Source organism: Microbacterium paludicola (assembly GCF_039529675.1).
In the GTDB taxonomy this organism is placed as follows: domain Bacteria; phylum Actinomycetota; class Actinomycetes; order Actinomycetales; family Microbacteriaceae; genus Microbacterium; species Microbacterium paludicola.
This window is the reverse complement of sequence record NZ_BAAANG010000014.1, coordinates 36,558-51,474: the sequence shown is the minus strand read 5'-3', so window position 1 is coordinate 51,474 and position 14,917 is coordinate 36,558. Positions and strand designations below refer to the sequence as shown.

Here is a 14,917-nt window from a genome sequence, read left to right as displayed (position 1 = left end):
GGCATGACAACGACTGACGTTCAGACAGCTGCCGTCCCCACCCGTCCGGCCCGCCGCGACGGCCTGACACTCGCGGCCGCCGTGTCGCTGCTCGTCATCACCGTGCTGCACACGGCGGTCTTCGCGCCGCACCCGTGGTGGCAGGCCTGGCTCGCCGGGCCGTTCCGCACGGATCCGCTGCCCGCCGACGCCCTCGTGCAGTTCTGGGGCCTGCCGGGCGGCTTCGTGGTGCCCGGTGCCCTGCTCTCGCTGCTGATCCTCGCCGCCGGCCGGCGCGGATCGACGGTGCCGGGCTACGTCGGCTGGGTGCTCGCGCTCTGGGCGCTGGTGTGCCTGTGGATCGTCGGCCCCAGCGGCTTCGTGCTGCTGCTGGTGCCGGCGACGCTCCTGATCCTCGCCGCCGCGCGTGCGCCGCGCGGCGGCGCGTCGAACGCGAGGTGAACGCAGAATCCCCCCGGCCGAGGCCGAGGGGATTCCGGTGGCGGACGATCAGGCGCGCGTGACCTGGATCACCGATGGGCGGGGGCCGCCCCACTTGCCGCCGCGCAGCGCGCCGGGCTCGATGTAGTCGGGGAAGTAGGAGTTCTGCGCCGCCCACGTCCCCTCCTCACCCGGGTGCTGGACGGCCACGAAGACGCTGCCCTCCTCGTCGTGGACGACGGGACCGCAGGTCTCGCCGTCCCGCGGGACGCTGAGGAACTGCTGCACCCGGCCGCGCTCGGGGCCGGCGAGCGGCACGCGGAACAGGCCGTCGTTGTAGCCGATCGTGCCGGGCTGGCCATCCGTCGAGATCCACAGGTTGCCGGCCGAGTCGAACGTGATGTTGTCGGGGCACGAGATCGGCGACACCTTGTCGGCGGGGAACCCGGCGAAGTAGGTGTTCGGGTTCGTGGCGGGGTCGCCGCACAGCAGCAGGATGCTCCAGCCGAACCGCGTCGAGGTCGCGTCGTTGTGCGACTCGGTGATCTCGATGACGTGGCCGTCGCGGTTGGCGTTGCGGGGGTTGACCTCGGTCGCGCCCTCCTTGCCGACCTTGCCGCGGTCGGTGTTGTTGGTGCAGGCGACGTAGACGCGGCCGGTCTGCGGGTGCGGCTCGACGTCCTCGCAGCGGTCCATCTTGGTCGCGCCGACGGCGTCCGCCGCCAGGCGCGTGTGCACGAGCACCTGCTCGACGGTGAAGCCGGGCACGGCGCTCTCGCCGTCGCGCATCAGGGCGACCCACTCGCCGCTGCCGTCGAAGCTGCCGTCCGAGGGGAGCGCGCCGGTGCCGGTGATCTCGTCGAGGGGCGAGTCGCCGGAGAACTTCGCGACGTACAGCGATCCCTTCGACAGCAGGGTCTTGTTGTGCGCGCGGGCGCCGCGGCTGTTGCCCGGCTTGTAGCGGTCGGTCGAGACGAACTTGTACAGGTAGTCGAAGCGCTCGTCGTCGCCCATGTACGCGACGGCGTGGCCGGAGCGGCTGATGCTGACGTTGGCGCCCTCGTGCTTCAGGCGGCCGAGCGCGGTGTGCTTGACCGGCGGCTCGTCGGGGTTCTCCGGATCGATCTCGACGATCCAGCCGAAGCGGTTCGGCTCGTTCTCGTAGCCGGGCTGCCGCGCGTCGAAGCGCGGGTCGACGGCCTCCCAGCCGTAGCTCGAGGCGTTGGCGCTGAGGCCGTAGCGCTTGTGCTCGGGGCTCGTTCCCGTCGCGCGGAAGTAGCCGTTGAAGTTCTCCTCGCCCGAGAGGACGGTGCCCCACGGCGTGGTGCCGCCGGCGCAGTTGCCGAACGTGCCGACCGGGTACAGGCCCTCGGGGTCCTCGACCGTCTTGAGCAGGTCGGATCCGGCCGCCGGGCCCGAGAACACCATCCGGGTGTCGGCGGTGATGCGGCGGTTGCGGCGGCCGCCGACGCGGTACTTCCAGGTGTCGCCTTTGCGGCCCCGCTCGAGCTCGACGACGGCCATTCCGTGTGCCGCCTTCGAGACGCGCAGCTGCTCGAGGCGCTCCTCCTCGTCCGCGGCCGGCGGGAACATGATGCCGGCGTTGGTGTACTCCTGGTTGGCGACGAGCAGCGCCTCGCGGCCGTTCTTCTCGACCATGATGTCGAGGTAGTCGTTGTTGTAGCCGAACTGGCGGGCCTGCTTCTGCGCGGTCTGGTTGTTCGGGTCGAACGTGTCGCGGCGGTCGAACAGCGGGTCGCCCCAGCGGATGATCGGCGTCCAGCGGAAGCCCTGGGGCACCGTGACCGCGTCGACCTCGGCCGGCACCGCGGCGATGGGCTCGAAGCCGAAGGCGCGGCCGCCCCCGCGTCCGACGACCTGAGCGGTCGCGGCCGAGGCGGGGTCGCCGCCCCCGACGACACCCGACAGCACGATGGCGCCCGCGGCGGCGGCGCCGCCGGCGAGCACGGCGCGGCGGCTGAGCGCCGCTTCCGCGATGTCGCGGAAGTACGCGTTGTCCGAGGTGTTCGGCACCGGGTGGAAGCACGCGTTGTCGCACTTGTACATGCACGTCACCGGGCTGCGCTTGCCGTGCGTGCGGCCCGTCATGAGGAGGTTCAGCAGCGGGCGGCGGCGCGTCTCGTCCTCGGGACGGACCACCGCGTCAGGGGTGGGGGAGGTGATCGTCATGCCGCCAACGGTCCCGCTCGCGGTTGAACGGCAGGTGACGTGCGGGCATCCCCGGGATGGGGAGTTGTCCCCATCCGGGTCAGCCGTTCCGGCGCATCCGGTCGACGTCGAGCCCGTAGTACAGGCGGGGCGCACCGTCCAGCGTGACCGTCACGGTGCCGTTGGCGGCGGCGATGCGCCGCCGCCGGCCGATCGCATCGATCTCCACGACATCGCGGCGCGCGGGAAGCGCGACCTTCTCCTTCGTCCGCCAGGTGTCGACCCACGGCTCGGGGGCGGGGAAGAATCCGCCGTCGCGGGCCGGATCCATGTTGAGGGCATGGCCGTCGGCGCGGCTCCACATGATCACCAGCGGCCCACGCGGGGTGTGGAAGTGCATCGCGCGACGCTGCGGCTCGTCCTCGAACGAGAGCCAGCGCGCGAAGCGCGCCCCGTCGAGATGCTCGGCGATGTTCGCGTACGCGAGAAGCGACGGCTTCGGGCTGCGGTCACGCAGCAGCAGCCCGAAGTGGAACTCGCGGTTGCCGGGGCTCGCGCCGTTCGGATGGCCCTTGACGTTGTCGTGAAGCTGGAACCACAGCAGTGACGTCACGTTCTCGGACAGGGCGAGCGCCGCCGTCAGGACGACGTTCTCGGCCGCGTGCCGATACGTGTCGTCGCGCCACGCGTTCGGCCGCGTCGGCGCGTAGACCTCGGTGAGCCACAGCTCGCCGTCCTCGTTCCCGCGCTCGCGCATCATCCGCCGCGCGGTGCGCACCGAGCCCAGGAAGTTCCAGTAGCCGCCGGATGTCGGGGCGTAGTCGGGAGTCACGTTGCCCCGGCCGGGATGCAGGTTGAACGCCTTCGTGTAGCGCGTGAGCCCGGCGTCGTACATGGCCTTCGCGTACACGTCGTCCATTCCCGCGAGCCCGACGGGAAGCAGGCCCATCGGGCTCTTGCGCGCGCGCAGTTCGCGGCTGAAGGCGCGCAGCCACTTCGTCACGTACGCGGTGGCGCCGTCGCCGCTGCGGAGGCCACCACCCCGCATGTTCCATTCGTTGGCGCACTCGTAGTGCGTGGCGCCCGCCTTCTCGGCCCCGTCGAGCACGCCCTTCACGTACCGGGCGAGGCCCGGCGCATCGCCCTTGTACGCATCCGGATCGGGCGAGACGAGGCGGTGCTGCGTGAAGCCGTAGGTCTTTGCCTGCTCGACGGTGAAGTGCGTGTGACGGCTGCGCCGGACGCCGATGCGCTTGATCAGCCGGCGCTCGTCCTCGGTGTCGAGCAGGTAGTCGGCGGCGAGGCCGAACATCGAGGTCTCCGCGGTCTCGGTGAACTCGTGCGGTGGCAGGACGGCGACGTTGGTGCGCGCGAATGCGCTGTCGGTCCCCGCACGCACGGTGACGCCGACGAACGCCATGCCGCGTTCGGTGAGGGGGATGCGCAGCTCGTCGTCGATCGGAGAGGAAGCGTCCGCCTGCATCTGCACCGTGCGTTCGGCGATCACCGTGCCGTCGAAGTCGCGCGCGCTCCACGTGAGCGTGAGCGAGCGGGCGGGACCGCCGTTCCAGATGGCCGCCCGTACAACCAGCGGCTCGTCGCCGCTGTCCCAGATGTTGAACGGTCGGTCGGTGGTGAGATCGACAGCCAACGGCCGCTCGGCGGTCTGCGCCTCGATCATCGCCGGGCGGGTCTCGGCACCGAGCACCACCTGTGCTCGTGCCCGGTACGAGCCCTCCGTCACCGAGAGCCCGGGAAGATGCAGGCGGTGCCCGTCGCGCCACGAGGTGTACCCCGTGTCGGTGACGATCGCCAGCGTCGCATCCGCAACCTGCTGGCGATACACGAGCCGGGCGTCGGCCTGAAACGGGATGCCGCCGCGCGGATCCCGCTGCCAGACGGCGACGCCCGTCGCGCTCTCGCGCGCCCACGAGGTGTCCACCGGCTCGCGACGCAGCATGCCGTTGCGCAGCGACGCAGATCCGGGCGCCGCGATGTCGAACACGATCTCGAGCACCCGCCCGCGCGGGGCGAAGGTTCCGCGGACAGACGTGCCTTGCGGGGCGCCGGGGGTGTCGTAGTCGATCACGAGCGCCTGCACGCCATCCGGCGACAGGCCGACGGACGCGACGCCGGTCTCGACCTCGGTCTCGGGGTCGATGCGGTACCCCCGGAAGCGCTGCACCGGTTTGCCCGCGGCATCCGACAGCAGCACCGAGACGCCCTTGCCCTCGGTCGTGATCGAGAACCCGTCGCCGTGGAGCACCGGCGCGGGGGACGCCCGCTGCGGATCGATCGACCGCGACACCGGCTCACGCAGGAAGGGACCGCTGAGCACGAGCGCCGCGCCGAGCACGCCGAAGTAGCCGGTGCCCGCCAGCACGTGTCGCCGGGTCATCTCACGTCGCGCTGCCGCCTTCGCCGCTCGGAGCTCGGCGAGCCGCTCGGCCGCCGCCTCGGCGTGCTCGGCGTCGCGTGCGGCGTCGTCCCGTTCGTCCCCCATGCGGTCCGAAGGCGTCCCCAGGTCAGGCCGGGGACGTCGAGCCGCCGAGCGCGGCCGTCACCACGGCGCGGGCCTCATCCTGCACCTGGCGCAGGTGCTCCTCGCCCCGCAGCGACTCGGCGTACAGCTTGTAGACGTCCTCTGTGCCGGAGGGGCGCGCGGCGAACCACGCGCTCGCGGTCTGCACCTTGAGGCCGCCGATGGCCGCGCCGTTGCCCGGAGCGTGCGACAGCTTCGCGGTGATCTCCTCGCCCGCGAGCGTCGTGGCGGTCACGGCCTCCGGGCCGAGCTTGCCGAGTGCGGCCTTCTGCTCGGGCGTGGCGGGGGCGTCGACGCGCTGGTACGACGACGCACCGAACTCGGCCTCGAGCTCGGCGTAGCGCTGCGACGGCGTCTTGCCCGTCACGGCGAGGATCTCCGCGGCGAGCAGGCAGAGCAGGATGCCGTCCTTGTCGGTGGTCCAGACGGTGCCGTCGGTGCGCAGGAACGACGCTCCGGCCGACTCCTCGCCGCCGAACGCGACGGATCCGTCGATGAGGCCGGGCACGAACCACTTGAAGCCCACGGGCACCTCGAGCAGCGTGCGGCCGAGCGACGCGGCCACCTTGTCGATCATCATCGACGACACGAGCGTCTTGCCGATCGCGGCGTCGGCCGACCACCCGGGGCGGTGCGAGAACAGGTAGTCGATCGCGACCGCGAGGTAGTGGTTCGGGTTCATCAGGCCCGCGTCGGGCGTCACGATCCCATGGCGGTCGGCGTCCGCGTCGTTGCCGGTCAGTATGTCGTACTCGTCCCGCTTCGCGACGAGAGACGCCATCGCCGAGGGGGAGGACGGATCCATCCGGATCTTCTCGTCCCAGTCGAGCGTCATGAACTTCCAGGTGGGGTCGACATCCGGGTTCACGACCGTGAGGTCGAGGCCGTAGAGCTCGGCGATCAGCGCCCAGTACTCGACCGACGCGCCACCCAGCGGGTCGGCGCCGATGCGGATGCCGGCGTTGCGGATCGCATCGATGTCGATGATCGTCGCCAGGTCGCGGACATACGCGTCGCGGAAGTCGTATCCGGTGATCGCGTCGAAGTCGATGTCGGCGAACTTGGCGCGCTTGACGCCCTCGAGCCCGCCCTCGATGAGCTCGTTCGCGCGCGCGGCGATCCACGAGGTGGCGTCGGTGTCGGCGGGGCCGCCATGCGACGGGTTGTACTTGAACCCGCCGTCGGCCGGCGGATTGTGGCTCGGCGTCACGACGATCCCGTCGGCGCGCTCACCGGCGGCCGGGTCGAGGCCGCGGTTGTGGGCGAGGATCGCGTGGCTGAGGGCCGGGGTCGGCACCCACGAGTCGCGCGCGTCGATGCGCACGTCGACCGCGTTCGCCACCAGCACCTCGATGGCGCTGCGCTCGGCGGGAAGCGACAGCGCGTGCGTGTCGCGGCCGAGGAACAGGGGGCCCTGGATTCCCTGCGCGGCCCGGTAGTCGACGATCGCCTGCGTCGTGGCGAGGATGTGCTGCTCGTTGAAGCTCGTGCTGAGGCTCGAGCCGCGGTGCCCGCTCGTTCCGAACGCGACGCGCTGCGCCGCGACGGACGGGTCGGGGATCCGGTCGTAGTACGCGTTGATCAGCTCGTCGATGTCGACAAGGTCGGATGCTTCGGCGGGGTGTCCGGCACGGCTCGTCATGCCGGACAGTCTCCCACGTCGTCCTCCGCGCGGCGTAGGCGATGAGTCCCCCTTGACAGTCCGTTCCCCGCGAGCGGTTACGCCGAGGTCGCGGGACTCATCCGCTCCGCCGCGGCGGGAGCGTCAGGGCCCGCCGCGCTGTGCAGACCACGGATCAGCAGATGCAGAGCGAACCAGATCTCGAACGCGAAGATGGGCACCGCGGTGATGCCGGCGATCGCTCCCGCGAGGGGGATGACGCCGAACAGCTGGAGGGCGTTCCCCGTGAGGACGACGACGCCGCCCACCAGGCCGAGCACCGCGAGCGCCCGCGGCACGACCCGCGCGTCCAGCAGCAGCCATCCGAGCACAAGCGTGTTGACGCTGATGATCAGGCCCTGCCCGATGAGGAACCCGGCGGCGTGGATCTGCGTGAGCGCGTCGCCGAGCGGCGTGCCCCGGGATCCTCCGATCGCCAGGGCGAGCATCGGCACCGAGGCCGCCAGGATCACCGCGGCCTCCACCGCGGGCATCGTCCCGAACGCGGCCGCGCGGACGGGGCCGTGCCGCTGGAGCAGCCGCCAGAGCAGCAGGCCGGTGCCGAGGCAGCCGACGGCGAGAAGGAACTCGAGGGCGACCCCGAGCCGCACGGTGCCCGGCGCGGTATACGCGGCGGCGGCGCCGACGGCGGTGACGTGTGTGACGAGGTAGAGCGCTCCGGCAGTGCGCGCGTAGAGCATCGGGCTGCGGGTCATGGCGGCTCCTTCCGGCGGGGGTATACGGCGTACACCTCTTGATGGCGAGTGTAGGTGTACGGTGTATACGTGTCAACGGCCGCCAGCAGGATCCGTCTCGACAGGGAGAAAGTCATCGCGTCGGCGATCGAGCTCGCCGACGCCGGCGGCCTCGACGGGCTCAGCATGCGGCGTCTCGCGGATTCCCTTGGCGTGACCCCGATGGCGCTCTACAAGCACGTCGCGGGGCGCGAGCAGCTCATCGACGGCATGGTCGAGGGCGTCGTGGCGCGCATCGAGGCCGCGCCGCGGGGCGTGCCGTGGCGCGACGCGGTGCGCGCGCGCATCCTGTCGGCCCGCTCCCTGATGCAGCGGCACCCGTGGGCGCAGACGGCGATCGAGACCCGCACGACCGCGGGGCCCGCGGTGCTCGGATACATGGACGACCTGATGTCCCTCATGTTCGAGGGCGGGCTCTCCGCCGATCTCGTTCACCACGCGATGCACGCCCTCAGCGTCCGGATGTGGGGGTTCACCCGCGAGGTGCTTCCCACGCCCGAGCTTCCCGCCGACCTCGCCGAGAGGGCGGACGCGCTGACGGCGTGTGCCGCGCGGTACCCGGCGATCGTGCGGATGGCCACGACGGCACCGCGCGCGGGCGAGACGTGCGACAGTGACGAGGAGTTCGCGTTCGCGCTCGACATCCTGCTCGACGCGTTCGAGCGGCTCGACGCCGCCGGGTGGGCCTCCGACGCCGCCCGGTGACGTGGCGGGCCCCGGGCTCGCGGCGGATACGCTTGCGTCCATGTCGACGGACGCTCCTGCACGCCGCACGTACAGCTATCTGGGCCCCGCCGGAACCTTCACCGAGGCGGCACTCGCCCAGGTGCCCGAGGCGCGTGGCCACGTCTGGCGCCCGGTGCACAACGTGGGCGAGGCCCTGGCCGACGTCGCCGAAGGGCGCAGCGACGCCGCGATGATCGCGATCGAGAACTCGATCGACGGCGGCGTCTCGACCGCCCAGGATGCGCTCGCGCGCATCCCGAATCTCCGGATCGTCGGCGAGTACCTCGTCCCGGTCGAGTTCGTCCTCGTCGGCAAGCCGGGCGCGCGGCTCGAGGATGTGCAGCTCGTGAGCGCGCATCCGGTCGCGTACGCGCAGTGTCTCGGCTGGCTGAGCGCGAACCTGCCGTCGCACCAGCACGTTCCCGCCGCGAGCAACGTGGCGAGCGCGGTCGGGGTCCTCGACGGCTCGAGCCCGGCCGACGCCGCGATCGCTCCGCCCGGCATCACGGCGCACCACGACGTCGAGGTGCTCGCGCGCGGCATCGGCGACACCGCGGATGCGGTGACCCGCTTTGTGCTCGTCACGGGCCCCACGGCTCCGCCCGCGCCCACCGGCGCCGACAAGACGAGCGTGATCGTCGAGCTGCCCGAGGACCGGGCCGGCACCCTGCTCGAGATGCTCGAGCAGTTCTCGACCCGCGGGATCAACCTGAGCCTCATCCAGTCGCGCCCCATCGGCGATGCCCTCGGCCGCTACCGCTTCGTGATCGACGCCGACGGGCACATCTTCGACGAGCGGATGGCCGACGCGCTGATGGGACTTCGCCGGTTCAGCCCGAATGTGGTGTTCCTCGGCTCGTACCCCCGCGCCGACCGCGCGGTCGTGCACTACCCCGACCGCTACTCGGACGAGGTCTTCGTCGAGGCGCGCGACTGGCTGCGCGGCCTCATCGCGGGCGAGCCCGACGCCTGAGGCCGCGGCGGCCCGCCGTCGGGCGCTCGCAAACCGGTGCCGAACGCACCTTTCGGGTGGGCAGAAGGTGCACACGGCACCTATCTGCCCGCACCGACGCCCCCGCACCGACGCCCCCGCGCCGGGCAGCCCCGCCTTACGCGCCCAGCGCCTCCGCGAGCAGTTCGAGCGTGCGCGCGCGGCCGTCCGCGGCGTCGAGCGGCTCCCCCTCGTAGGCACCGGCCGAGGGGGAGATCATGACCTCGTCCACGTCGTAGCGCGCGGCGAACTCGCGCAGCCCGGCGGCGACATCCTGGCCCGTGCCGACGAACCAGCGCACGCGGTTCTGGTCGATCATGCTCTGCTCGAGCGGATCGGATCCTGCCGCCAGCGCCTCGTCCACGGTCTCGAGCGGGCGCATCGGCTTGTTCGTCCGCAGCCGCGCGAACTGGCGCAGCTGGGGCAGGGCCCGCGCCTCCGCCTCCTCGGCGGTGGGGGCGGCGACGACGTTCGCGGTGATGAAGGTGCGGGGCTTCGGGTTCTGCTCGCTCGGCTGGAACTGCGAGCGGTACAGCTCCATCGCGCGCTCGAGCCCCTCGCCGGCGAAGTGGTTCGCGAAGACGTAGGGGAGGCCGTACGCGGCGGCCAGCGACGCGGAGTAGTCGCTCGAGCCGAGCAGCCACACCTCCGGCACCCCCGTCGCGGCCGGCGTCGCGTGCACGTTGTACTCGCCGCCGCTCGTGAAGCGCACGGTCGCCCCCTCGGCGCTGACGAGCTTCAGGATGTCCGTGATGTGCTGCGGGAACTGATCGACGTCGCTCGTGGTGCCCGACCGGCGCAGCAGCTGCGTGATCACGGGGTCGCTTCCCGGGGCGCGCCCGATGCCGAGGTCCACGCGACCCGGGGCCATCGCCTCGAGGGTCGAGAACTGCTCGGCCACGATCAGCGGCGAGTGGTTCGGCAGCATCACGCCGCCCGACCCGACGCGGATGCGCGACGTGCGCGCCGCCGCCGCGGCGATCAGCACCGGAGGGGCGGTCGAGGCGACCGCGGGCATGTTGTGGTGCTCGGCGAACCAGTACCGCCGGTACCCCAGCTCGTCGGCGCGCTGGGCGAGCGCCATCGAGGCCGCCACCGCCTGGACGCTCGACTGACCCGTGCGCACCGGCACCAGGTCGAGGACGGACAGGGCAGGGATCATCGACTCGCTCATCCTCATCCGCAACCGGATCCGTCCCGTTCCCATTCCCCGGGAACGGGACGGGCGCCGCGGATAGCCTGAGGGGCATGGATGCCGAGATCTTCTACGTGCTCGTCGGCGCCCTGGCGGTCGGCGCCTTCGCGCGCTGGCGCGGGTGGCCGGCGCCCCTTGTCGTGACGGTCGCGGCGCTGCTGGTCTCGCTCATCCCGGCCGTGCCGACGCTCGACATCGACGGTCACCTGCTGCTGAACCTCACGCTGCCGCCGCTGCTCTACTCGGCGGCCCTCGAGGTGTCGTTCGTGGGATTCCAGCGCAGCCTGCCGCACATCCGCCGCCTCGGCATCGGGCTCGTGCTGTGCACGGCGCTGGCCGTCGGGCTCGTCGCCTGGTGGATCATGCCCGAGCTCACCCTCGCGGGTGGCCTGCTGCTCGGCGCGATCGTCGGCCCGCCCGATGCGGTCTCGGCCGCCGCGATCGGCCGGAAGCTCGGCCTGCCGCGCCGCCTGATGACGGTGCTGTCGGGCGAGAGCCTGATCAACGACGCGACGTCGCTGACCCTGGTGCGGGTGTTCGCGGCGATCGTCGCCGGCGCGACCGTCACCGTGTGGGACGGCGTCTGGTCGTTCATCGTCGCCGTCGTGCTCGGCGTGCTCATCGGCCTTCTGTTCGGCGTTGTGCTTCACCAGCTGCGCATGCGCCTGGATGACCCGGTCGTCGTCGGCACGGCGGGGCTGCTGGTGCCGTTCGGCGCCTACGCGATCGCCGAGCACCTCGGCGGATCCGGCGTGCTCGCGGTCGTTGCCATGGGTCTGTTCGTCGGCTACCACGCGCCCCGCACCGACTACACGACGCGGCAGCAGGAGCGGCCGCTGTGGCTGTCGGCCGACTTCCTGCTCGAGAGCTTCGTCTTCGCGTACATCGGCCTGCAGTTCCCCCGCGTGGTGCGCGAGCTCGGCACGGCGGATGCGGGGATCACGATCGCGCTCGCCGCGGCCGTGTTCGGGATCGTGCTCGTGATGCGCCCGATCTTCGTCTACGGCAGCTACGCGTGGGGCCGGATGTGGCAGGGCATCAAGATCATGCGCTGGAAGCACTCGCTCGAGGCATACCGGCGTGATCCGGACGACCCGCGCGCGAAGATGTTGCGGGATCGCCGCGAGCAGCTCGCCCGGCGCGGGGTCGACGTCAACGAGACGATGCTGCGCCAGCGCATCCTCGAACCCGTGCTGAGCGTCCCCGAGCGCGCGGTGCTGTCGTGGGCCGGCATGCGCGGCGTCGTGACGCTCGCCATGGCCGCGGCGCTTCCCGACCTGACGGGCGGGACGATGCCCGCGTCGCACGTGCAGAAGCTCATCGTCGTCGCCTTCGTCGTGACGGTCGGCACGCTGCTGCTGCAGGGCCTGACACTCGCCCCGCTGATCAAGGCGCTGCGCGTCGGATCCGACGAGGAGCGGAAGCTGGATGCGCGGCAGATCCTGGCGATCCGGGAGCGCAGCCAGGAGGTCGGAAAGGCGTACCTGCGGGCGCAGCGCACCGAGTGGAAGGAGCGCTACGGGCCCGAGAGCGCCGAGGTGTTCGACCGGATGGCGCAGTCGCTGCTGCGCGTGGAACGCGACACGGATCGCGCCGGCCAGGTGCTCGAATCGCACGACGGATCGGCGGACGCCGCGGCGCAGAAGCCGACCTACGAAGACCTGGTCGCCCTGTCGAAGGGATGGCTCGAGGCGCGCCGCGAGATGCTGATCCGCGAGCGCGACCTCGGCAATCTGAGCGAAGAGGTGATGCGCGAGATCATGACCGCGATCGACGCCGAGGAACTCGCCCTCGACACCCGCGGCGCGATCCGCGACGTCGGCCGCGCCTGAGCCGTCGCGGCATCCGGTCGGAATAGCGGCCGGACGCGCGCGGTTCCCGAGAACTCCGATCCGGAAACGATGGAGGCCCCATGCGCGCTGTGACCTACCCCGCCTACTCGAGCGACCTCGACACCCTGACGGTGTCGGACGTGCCGGAGCCCAAGCTCGGCCCGGGGTCGGTGCTGATCGAGGTGCGGGCGGCGGGCGTGAACCCCGTCGACTGGAAGCTCATGGCGGGCGGGCTCGACGCCATGATGGATGCGATCTTCCCCGTGATCCCGGGCTGGGACGTCGCGGGCGTCGTGGTGGCGCTCGGTCCGGATGTGCCGGAGTTCGAGGTCGGCGACGAGGTGATCGCCTACGCCCGCAAGGACGTCGTGCAGGGCGGCACGTTCGCCGAGCGCGTCGCCGTGCCCGCGGCGGCGGTGGCGCCGAAGCCGCGGACGCTGAACTGGGAGCAGGCGGGCGGCCTGCCGCTCGCCGGAGGCACGGCGCTGCGCACGCTCGACCGCCTCGGTGTGGTCGAGGGCGACACGGTGCTGATCCACGCGGCCGCCGGCGGCGTCGGCAGCATCGCGGTGCAGATCGCCGTCGCCCGCGGTGCGCGCGTGATCGGCACGGCCTCGCCCGCGAACCACGAGTTCCTTCGAGGCCTCGGCGCCGAGCCGGTGGAGTACGGCGAGGGGCTCGCCGAGCGCGTGCGCGCCCTTGCCCCCGAGGGCGTCGACGCCGTCGCCGACTTCGTTGGCGGGCAGCTCGAGACCACGCTGGCCGTGCTGCGCGAGGGCGGACGCCACGCATCGGTCGCCGAGGCGGGCGTGGCCGAGCACGGCGGATCCTGGGTCTGGGTGCGCCCCGACGGTGCCGCGATGGCCGCGCTGCGCAGCTCGCCGACGAGGGCAAGCTGACCGTCGAGGTCGCCGAGACGTTCGGCCTCGACCGGGTCGCCGACGCGTTCCGCGCCAGCCAGACGGGCCGCACGCGCGGAAAGCTCGTCATCGTCCCCTGACCCGGCTCAATCGGCGCGCACCAGCAGATCGCCGATCTCGCAGTCGAGCGCACGGCAGATCGCCGACAGCGTCGAGTACCGGATGGCCCGCGCCCGGTCGTTCTTGAGGATCGACAGGTTCACGATGCTCACGCCGACGAGCTCGCTCAGCCGGGTGAGCGTCATCCCCCGCTCGGCGAGCAGCTCGTCGAGTCGGCAGTGCACGCCCGTCGGCTCGTCGTCCGCCGGCGTCACAACAGCCCCTCTGTGTCGCGCTGCAGCTGGAAGCCTCGGCGGAACGCGAGGGCAAGCAATCCGATCGCCACGGAGGCGAACACGTAGCCCGTGATCCCCCAGAACTCCAGCGGGTCCAGCGGCTCGGTCTCCTCGACGCCGAGCGCCGTCAGCATCCCGTTGTGGGCCATGCGGTCGAACAGGATTCCGCCGAGTCCCCACGCGATGACCGCGATGCCGATGACGTAGAGGTCGCGCGTGACCGCGGGGGAGAAGAACCGGCCGCGCAGGAAGCTCCACGCGAGGTGCGTGGCGGCCCCGACGATGATCAGCCGCGCGAGGGCCGTGATCAGGATGGATGCGGCCGCGCAGGCGGTGGAGACTGCATTCACGTCGGCGGACACGACGGTCATCTCGGTCGCGGTGCCGGCGACCGCGAAGGCCGTGCTCTCGATGACGGCCGACACCGCCGCGGGGTCGACGCGCATGGTGAGGGCGAGCCCGTCGGGCGTGAACGTGCTGGCGAAGTCGGCGATCGCCGAGATGACGGTGAGCACCGCCGCGGCCGCGCCCCACAGGATGACGGTGAAGCCATCCGCTGCGCTGGAGCGCTGCACGGCACTCATACGAGCCCCTCCGTGTCGCGCTGCAGGCGCTCGCCGACGCCGAAGGCCGTGCCGATCATGCCGAGCGCCAGGATCGCGAGTGCCGGGCCGAGATCGGCGGCGAAGACCACGTTGTCATAAGAGTGCTCGCTCACCGCGGCGAACGTTCCGTTGACGCCCATCGTGCGGAACAGCCCGCCGGCCGCCCACGTGACGAGCAGCGCGATGGTGCCGATCAGGATGAGCCGGCTGTTCGGGCGGCTGAAGGCGATACCGCGCGCGAGGTTGATGCACAGCAGTGCCAGGCAGGCGAGCGCGGCCAGTAGGCCCAGCGCGACGACGACGGCCTCGAGGACCAGAGAGACCGAGGTGATCGGCGCGAGACCGTTCCCCGTGATCACCGCCTGATCGACGGTCACAGTGACCGGCGAGCCTCCCGGGCCGATCGGGAGCTCGGCGTGCTCGCCGGCGAAGGGTGCGAGCACGGGCACATCCGTCCCGCGCACCACCTCTGCGATCCGGAGGGCCGCCTGCACCACGATCCATATCCCCCCGATCGCGGCCAGCGCGGCCGTGAACCAGCCCGCGAACCTGTCGCCACGGTCGATGTACTGCCGCGCCATCTCAACTCCTTAACGATAGTCGTTGTTATCGAGAAACGATATGGACGGATTCGGGGCGCGTCAAGGGCCGATTCAGCGGGAGCCCGCGCTATGCCCACGGCGAACAGCGAACCGCGGGCCCTTCACGCTGGTTACCGTTGAACCACGGCGCGACCCAGGTGTGGGTCGACGTCGCCGGCCTCGCCT

Annotated in this window: 12 protein-coding genes and 1 pseudogene; 5 read left to right on the top strand and 8 right to left on the bottom strand. The window is 71.7% G+C overall.

The features are described 5' to 3' along the window. Nucleotides 1-3 precede the first annotated feature (3 nt). On the top strand, nucleotides 4-441 hold the full coding sequence (locus ABD161_RS07590) for a hypothetical protein (protein ID WP_344001200.1): 438 nt from the start codon (nucleotides 4-6) through the stop codon (nucleotides 439-441). 48 nt (nucleotides 442-489) lie between these two features. Here ABD161_RS07590 and ABD161_RS07585 read toward each other — a convergent pair whose 3' ends face one another. The 4 genes from ABD161_RS07585 to ABD161_RS07570 all read right to left on the bottom strand — a co-directional run bounded on the left by ABD161_RS07585 (nucleotide 490) and on the right by ABD161_RS07570 (nucleotide 7,507). After that, nucleotides 490-2,610, bottom strand: coding sequence for a PhoX family protein (locus ABD161_RS07585; protein WP_425560826.1), 2,121 nt, complete (start codon nucleotides 2,608-2,610; stop codon nucleotides 490-492). Between the two features lie 79 nt (nucleotides 2,611-2,689). Next, on the bottom strand, nucleotides 2,690-5,092 hold the full coding sequence (locus ABD161_RS07580; protein WP_344001198.1) for a hypothetical protein: 2,403 nt from the start codon (nucleotides 5,090-5,092) through the stop codon (nucleotides 2,690-2,692). A 22-nt stretch (nucleotides 5,093-5,114) separates the two neighbouring features. After that, the gene (gene pgm, locus ABD161_RS07575; RefSeq protein WP_344001196.1) at nucleotides 5,115-6,773 is read right to left on the bottom strand and encodes a phosphoglucomutase (alpha-D-glucose-1,6-bisphosphate-dependent); all 1,659 of its coding nucleotides are present in this window, start codon (nucleotides 6,771-6,773) and stop codon (nucleotides 5,115-5,117) included. A 77-nt stretch (nucleotides 6,774-6,850) separates the two neighbouring features. Continuing rightward, nucleotides 6,851-7,507 carry a DUF4386 domain-containing protein gene (locus ABD161_RS07570; protein WP_344001194.1) on the bottom strand — a complete coding sequence of 219 codons (657 nt, stop codon included), beginning with the start codon at nucleotides 7,505-7,507 and terminating at the stop codon, nucleotides 6,851-6,853. 69 nt (nucleotides 7,508-7,576) lie between these two features. Between ABD161_RS07570 and ABD161_RS07565 the strand changes: the two genes are divergently transcribed. Together ABD161_RS07565 and pheA are read left to right on the top strand one after the other, a co-directional pair. Further along, nucleotides 7,577-8,251, top strand: a complete 675-nt coding sequence (locus ABD161_RS07565) for a TetR/AcrR family transcriptional regulator C-terminal domain-containing protein (protein ID WP_344001192.1) — start codon at nucleotides 7,577-7,579, stop codon at nucleotides 8,249-8,251. 40 nt (nucleotides 8,252-8,291) lie between these two features. After that, the gene (gene pheA, locus ABD161_RS07560; protein ID WP_344001190.1) at nucleotides 8,292-9,245 is read left to right on the top strand and encodes a prephenate dehydratase; all 954 of its coding nucleotides are present in this window, start codon (nucleotides 8,292-8,294) and stop codon (nucleotides 9,243-9,245) included. A 136-nt stretch (nucleotides 9,246-9,381) separates the two neighbouring features. On the opposite strand, the gene ABD161_RS07555 is transcribed toward pheA, so the two are convergent. After that, nucleotides 9,382-10,437 (bottom strand): LLM class flavin-dependent oxidoreductase, encoded by a 1,056-nt coding sequence (locus ABD161_RS07555; RefSeq protein WP_344001188.1) that lies wholly within the window; start codon nucleotides 10,435-10,437, stop codon nucleotides 9,382-9,384. A gap of 74 nt (nucleotides 10,438-10,511) precedes the next feature. Here ABD161_RS07555 and ABD161_RS07550 point away from each other — a divergent pair, with 74 nt between their 5' ends. Further along, nucleotides 10,512-12,290 (top strand): cation:proton antiporter, encoded by a 1,779-nt coding sequence (locus tag ABD161_RS07550; protein ID WP_344001186.1) that lies wholly within the window; start codon nucleotides 10,512-10,514, stop codon nucleotides 12,288-12,290. An 80-nt stretch (nucleotides 12,291-12,370) separates the two neighbouring features. After that, nucleotides 12,371-13,290: pseudogene (locus ABD161_RS07545) on the top strand (NADP-dependent oxidoreductase). Between the two features lie 6 nt (nucleotides 13,291-13,296). Here ABD161_RS07545 and ABD161_RS07540 read toward each other — a convergent pair. Genes ABD161_RS07540 through ABD161_RS07530 form a run of 3 tightly spaced genes read right to left on the bottom strand, consistent with a single transcriptional unit; the run spans nucleotide 13,297 to nucleotide 14,731 of the window. Next, on the bottom strand, nucleotides 13,297-13,524 hold the full coding sequence (locus ABD161_RS07540) for a helix-turn-helix domain-containing protein (RefSeq protein ID WP_135115487.1): 228 nt from the start codon (nucleotides 13,522-13,524) through the stop codon (nucleotides 13,297-13,299). Then, a complete protein-coding gene (locus tag ABD161_RS07535; RefSeq protein ID WP_344001183.1) occupies nucleotides 13,521-14,129 on the bottom strand; it encodes a hypothetical protein in 609 nt (202 codons plus the stop codon). Before ABD161_RS07535 ends, ABD161_RS07540 begins: the two co-directional genes overlap by 4 nt. After that, the gene (locus ABD161_RS07530) at nucleotides 14,126-14,731 is read right to left on the bottom strand and encodes a hypothetical protein (protein ID WP_344001181.1); all 606 of its coding nucleotides are present in this window, start codon (nucleotides 14,729-14,731) and stop codon (nucleotides 14,126-14,128) included. Before ABD161_RS07530 ends, ABD161_RS07535 begins: the two co-directional genes overlap by 4 nt. Between the last annotated feature and the right edge of the window lie 186 nt (nucleotides 14,732-14,917).

Excerpts from the sequence above, each read along its gene's own strand:
- ABD161_RS07590 (WP_344001200.1), top strand. The coding sequence starts at position 4 with ATGACAACGACTGACGTTCAGACAGCTGCCGTCCCCACCCGTCCGGCC.
- ABD161_RS07585 (WP_425560826.1), bottom strand. The coding sequence starts at position 2,610 with ATGACGATCACCTCCCCCACCCCTGACGCGGTGGTCCGTCCCGAGGAC.
- ABD161_RS07580 (WP_344001198.1), bottom strand. The coding sequence starts at position 5,092 with ATGGGGGACGAACGGGACGACGCCGCACGCGACGCCGAGCACGCCGAG.
- pgm (WP_344001196.1), bottom strand. The coding sequence starts at position 6,773 with ATGACGAGCCGTGCCGGACACCCCGCCGAAGCATCCGACCTTGTCGAC.
- ABD161_RS07570 (WP_344001194.1), bottom strand. The coding sequence starts at position 7,507 with ATGACCCGCAGCCCGATGCTCTACGCGCGCACTGCCGGAGCGCTCTAC.
- pheA (WP_344001190.1), top strand. The coding sequence starts at position 8,292 with ATGTCGACGGACGCTCCTGCACGCCGCACGTACAGCTATCTGGGCCCC.
- ABD161_RS07555 (WP_344001188.1), bottom strand. The coding sequence starts at position 10,437 with ATGAGCGAGTCGATGATCCCTGCCCTGTCCGTCCTCGACCTGGTGCCG.
- ABD161_RS07550 (WP_344001186.1), top strand. The coding sequence starts at position 10,512 with ATGGATGCCGAGATCTTCTACGTGCTCGTCGGCGCCCTGGCGGTCGGC.
- ABD161_RS07535 (WP_344001183.1), bottom strand. The coding sequence starts at position 14,129 with ATGAGTGCCGTGCAGCGCTCCAGCGCAGCGGATGGCTTCACCGTCATC.
- ABD161_RS07530 (WP_344001181.1), bottom strand. The coding sequence starts at position 14,731 with ATGGCGCGGCAGTACATCGACCGTGGCGACAGGTTCGCGGGCTGGTTC.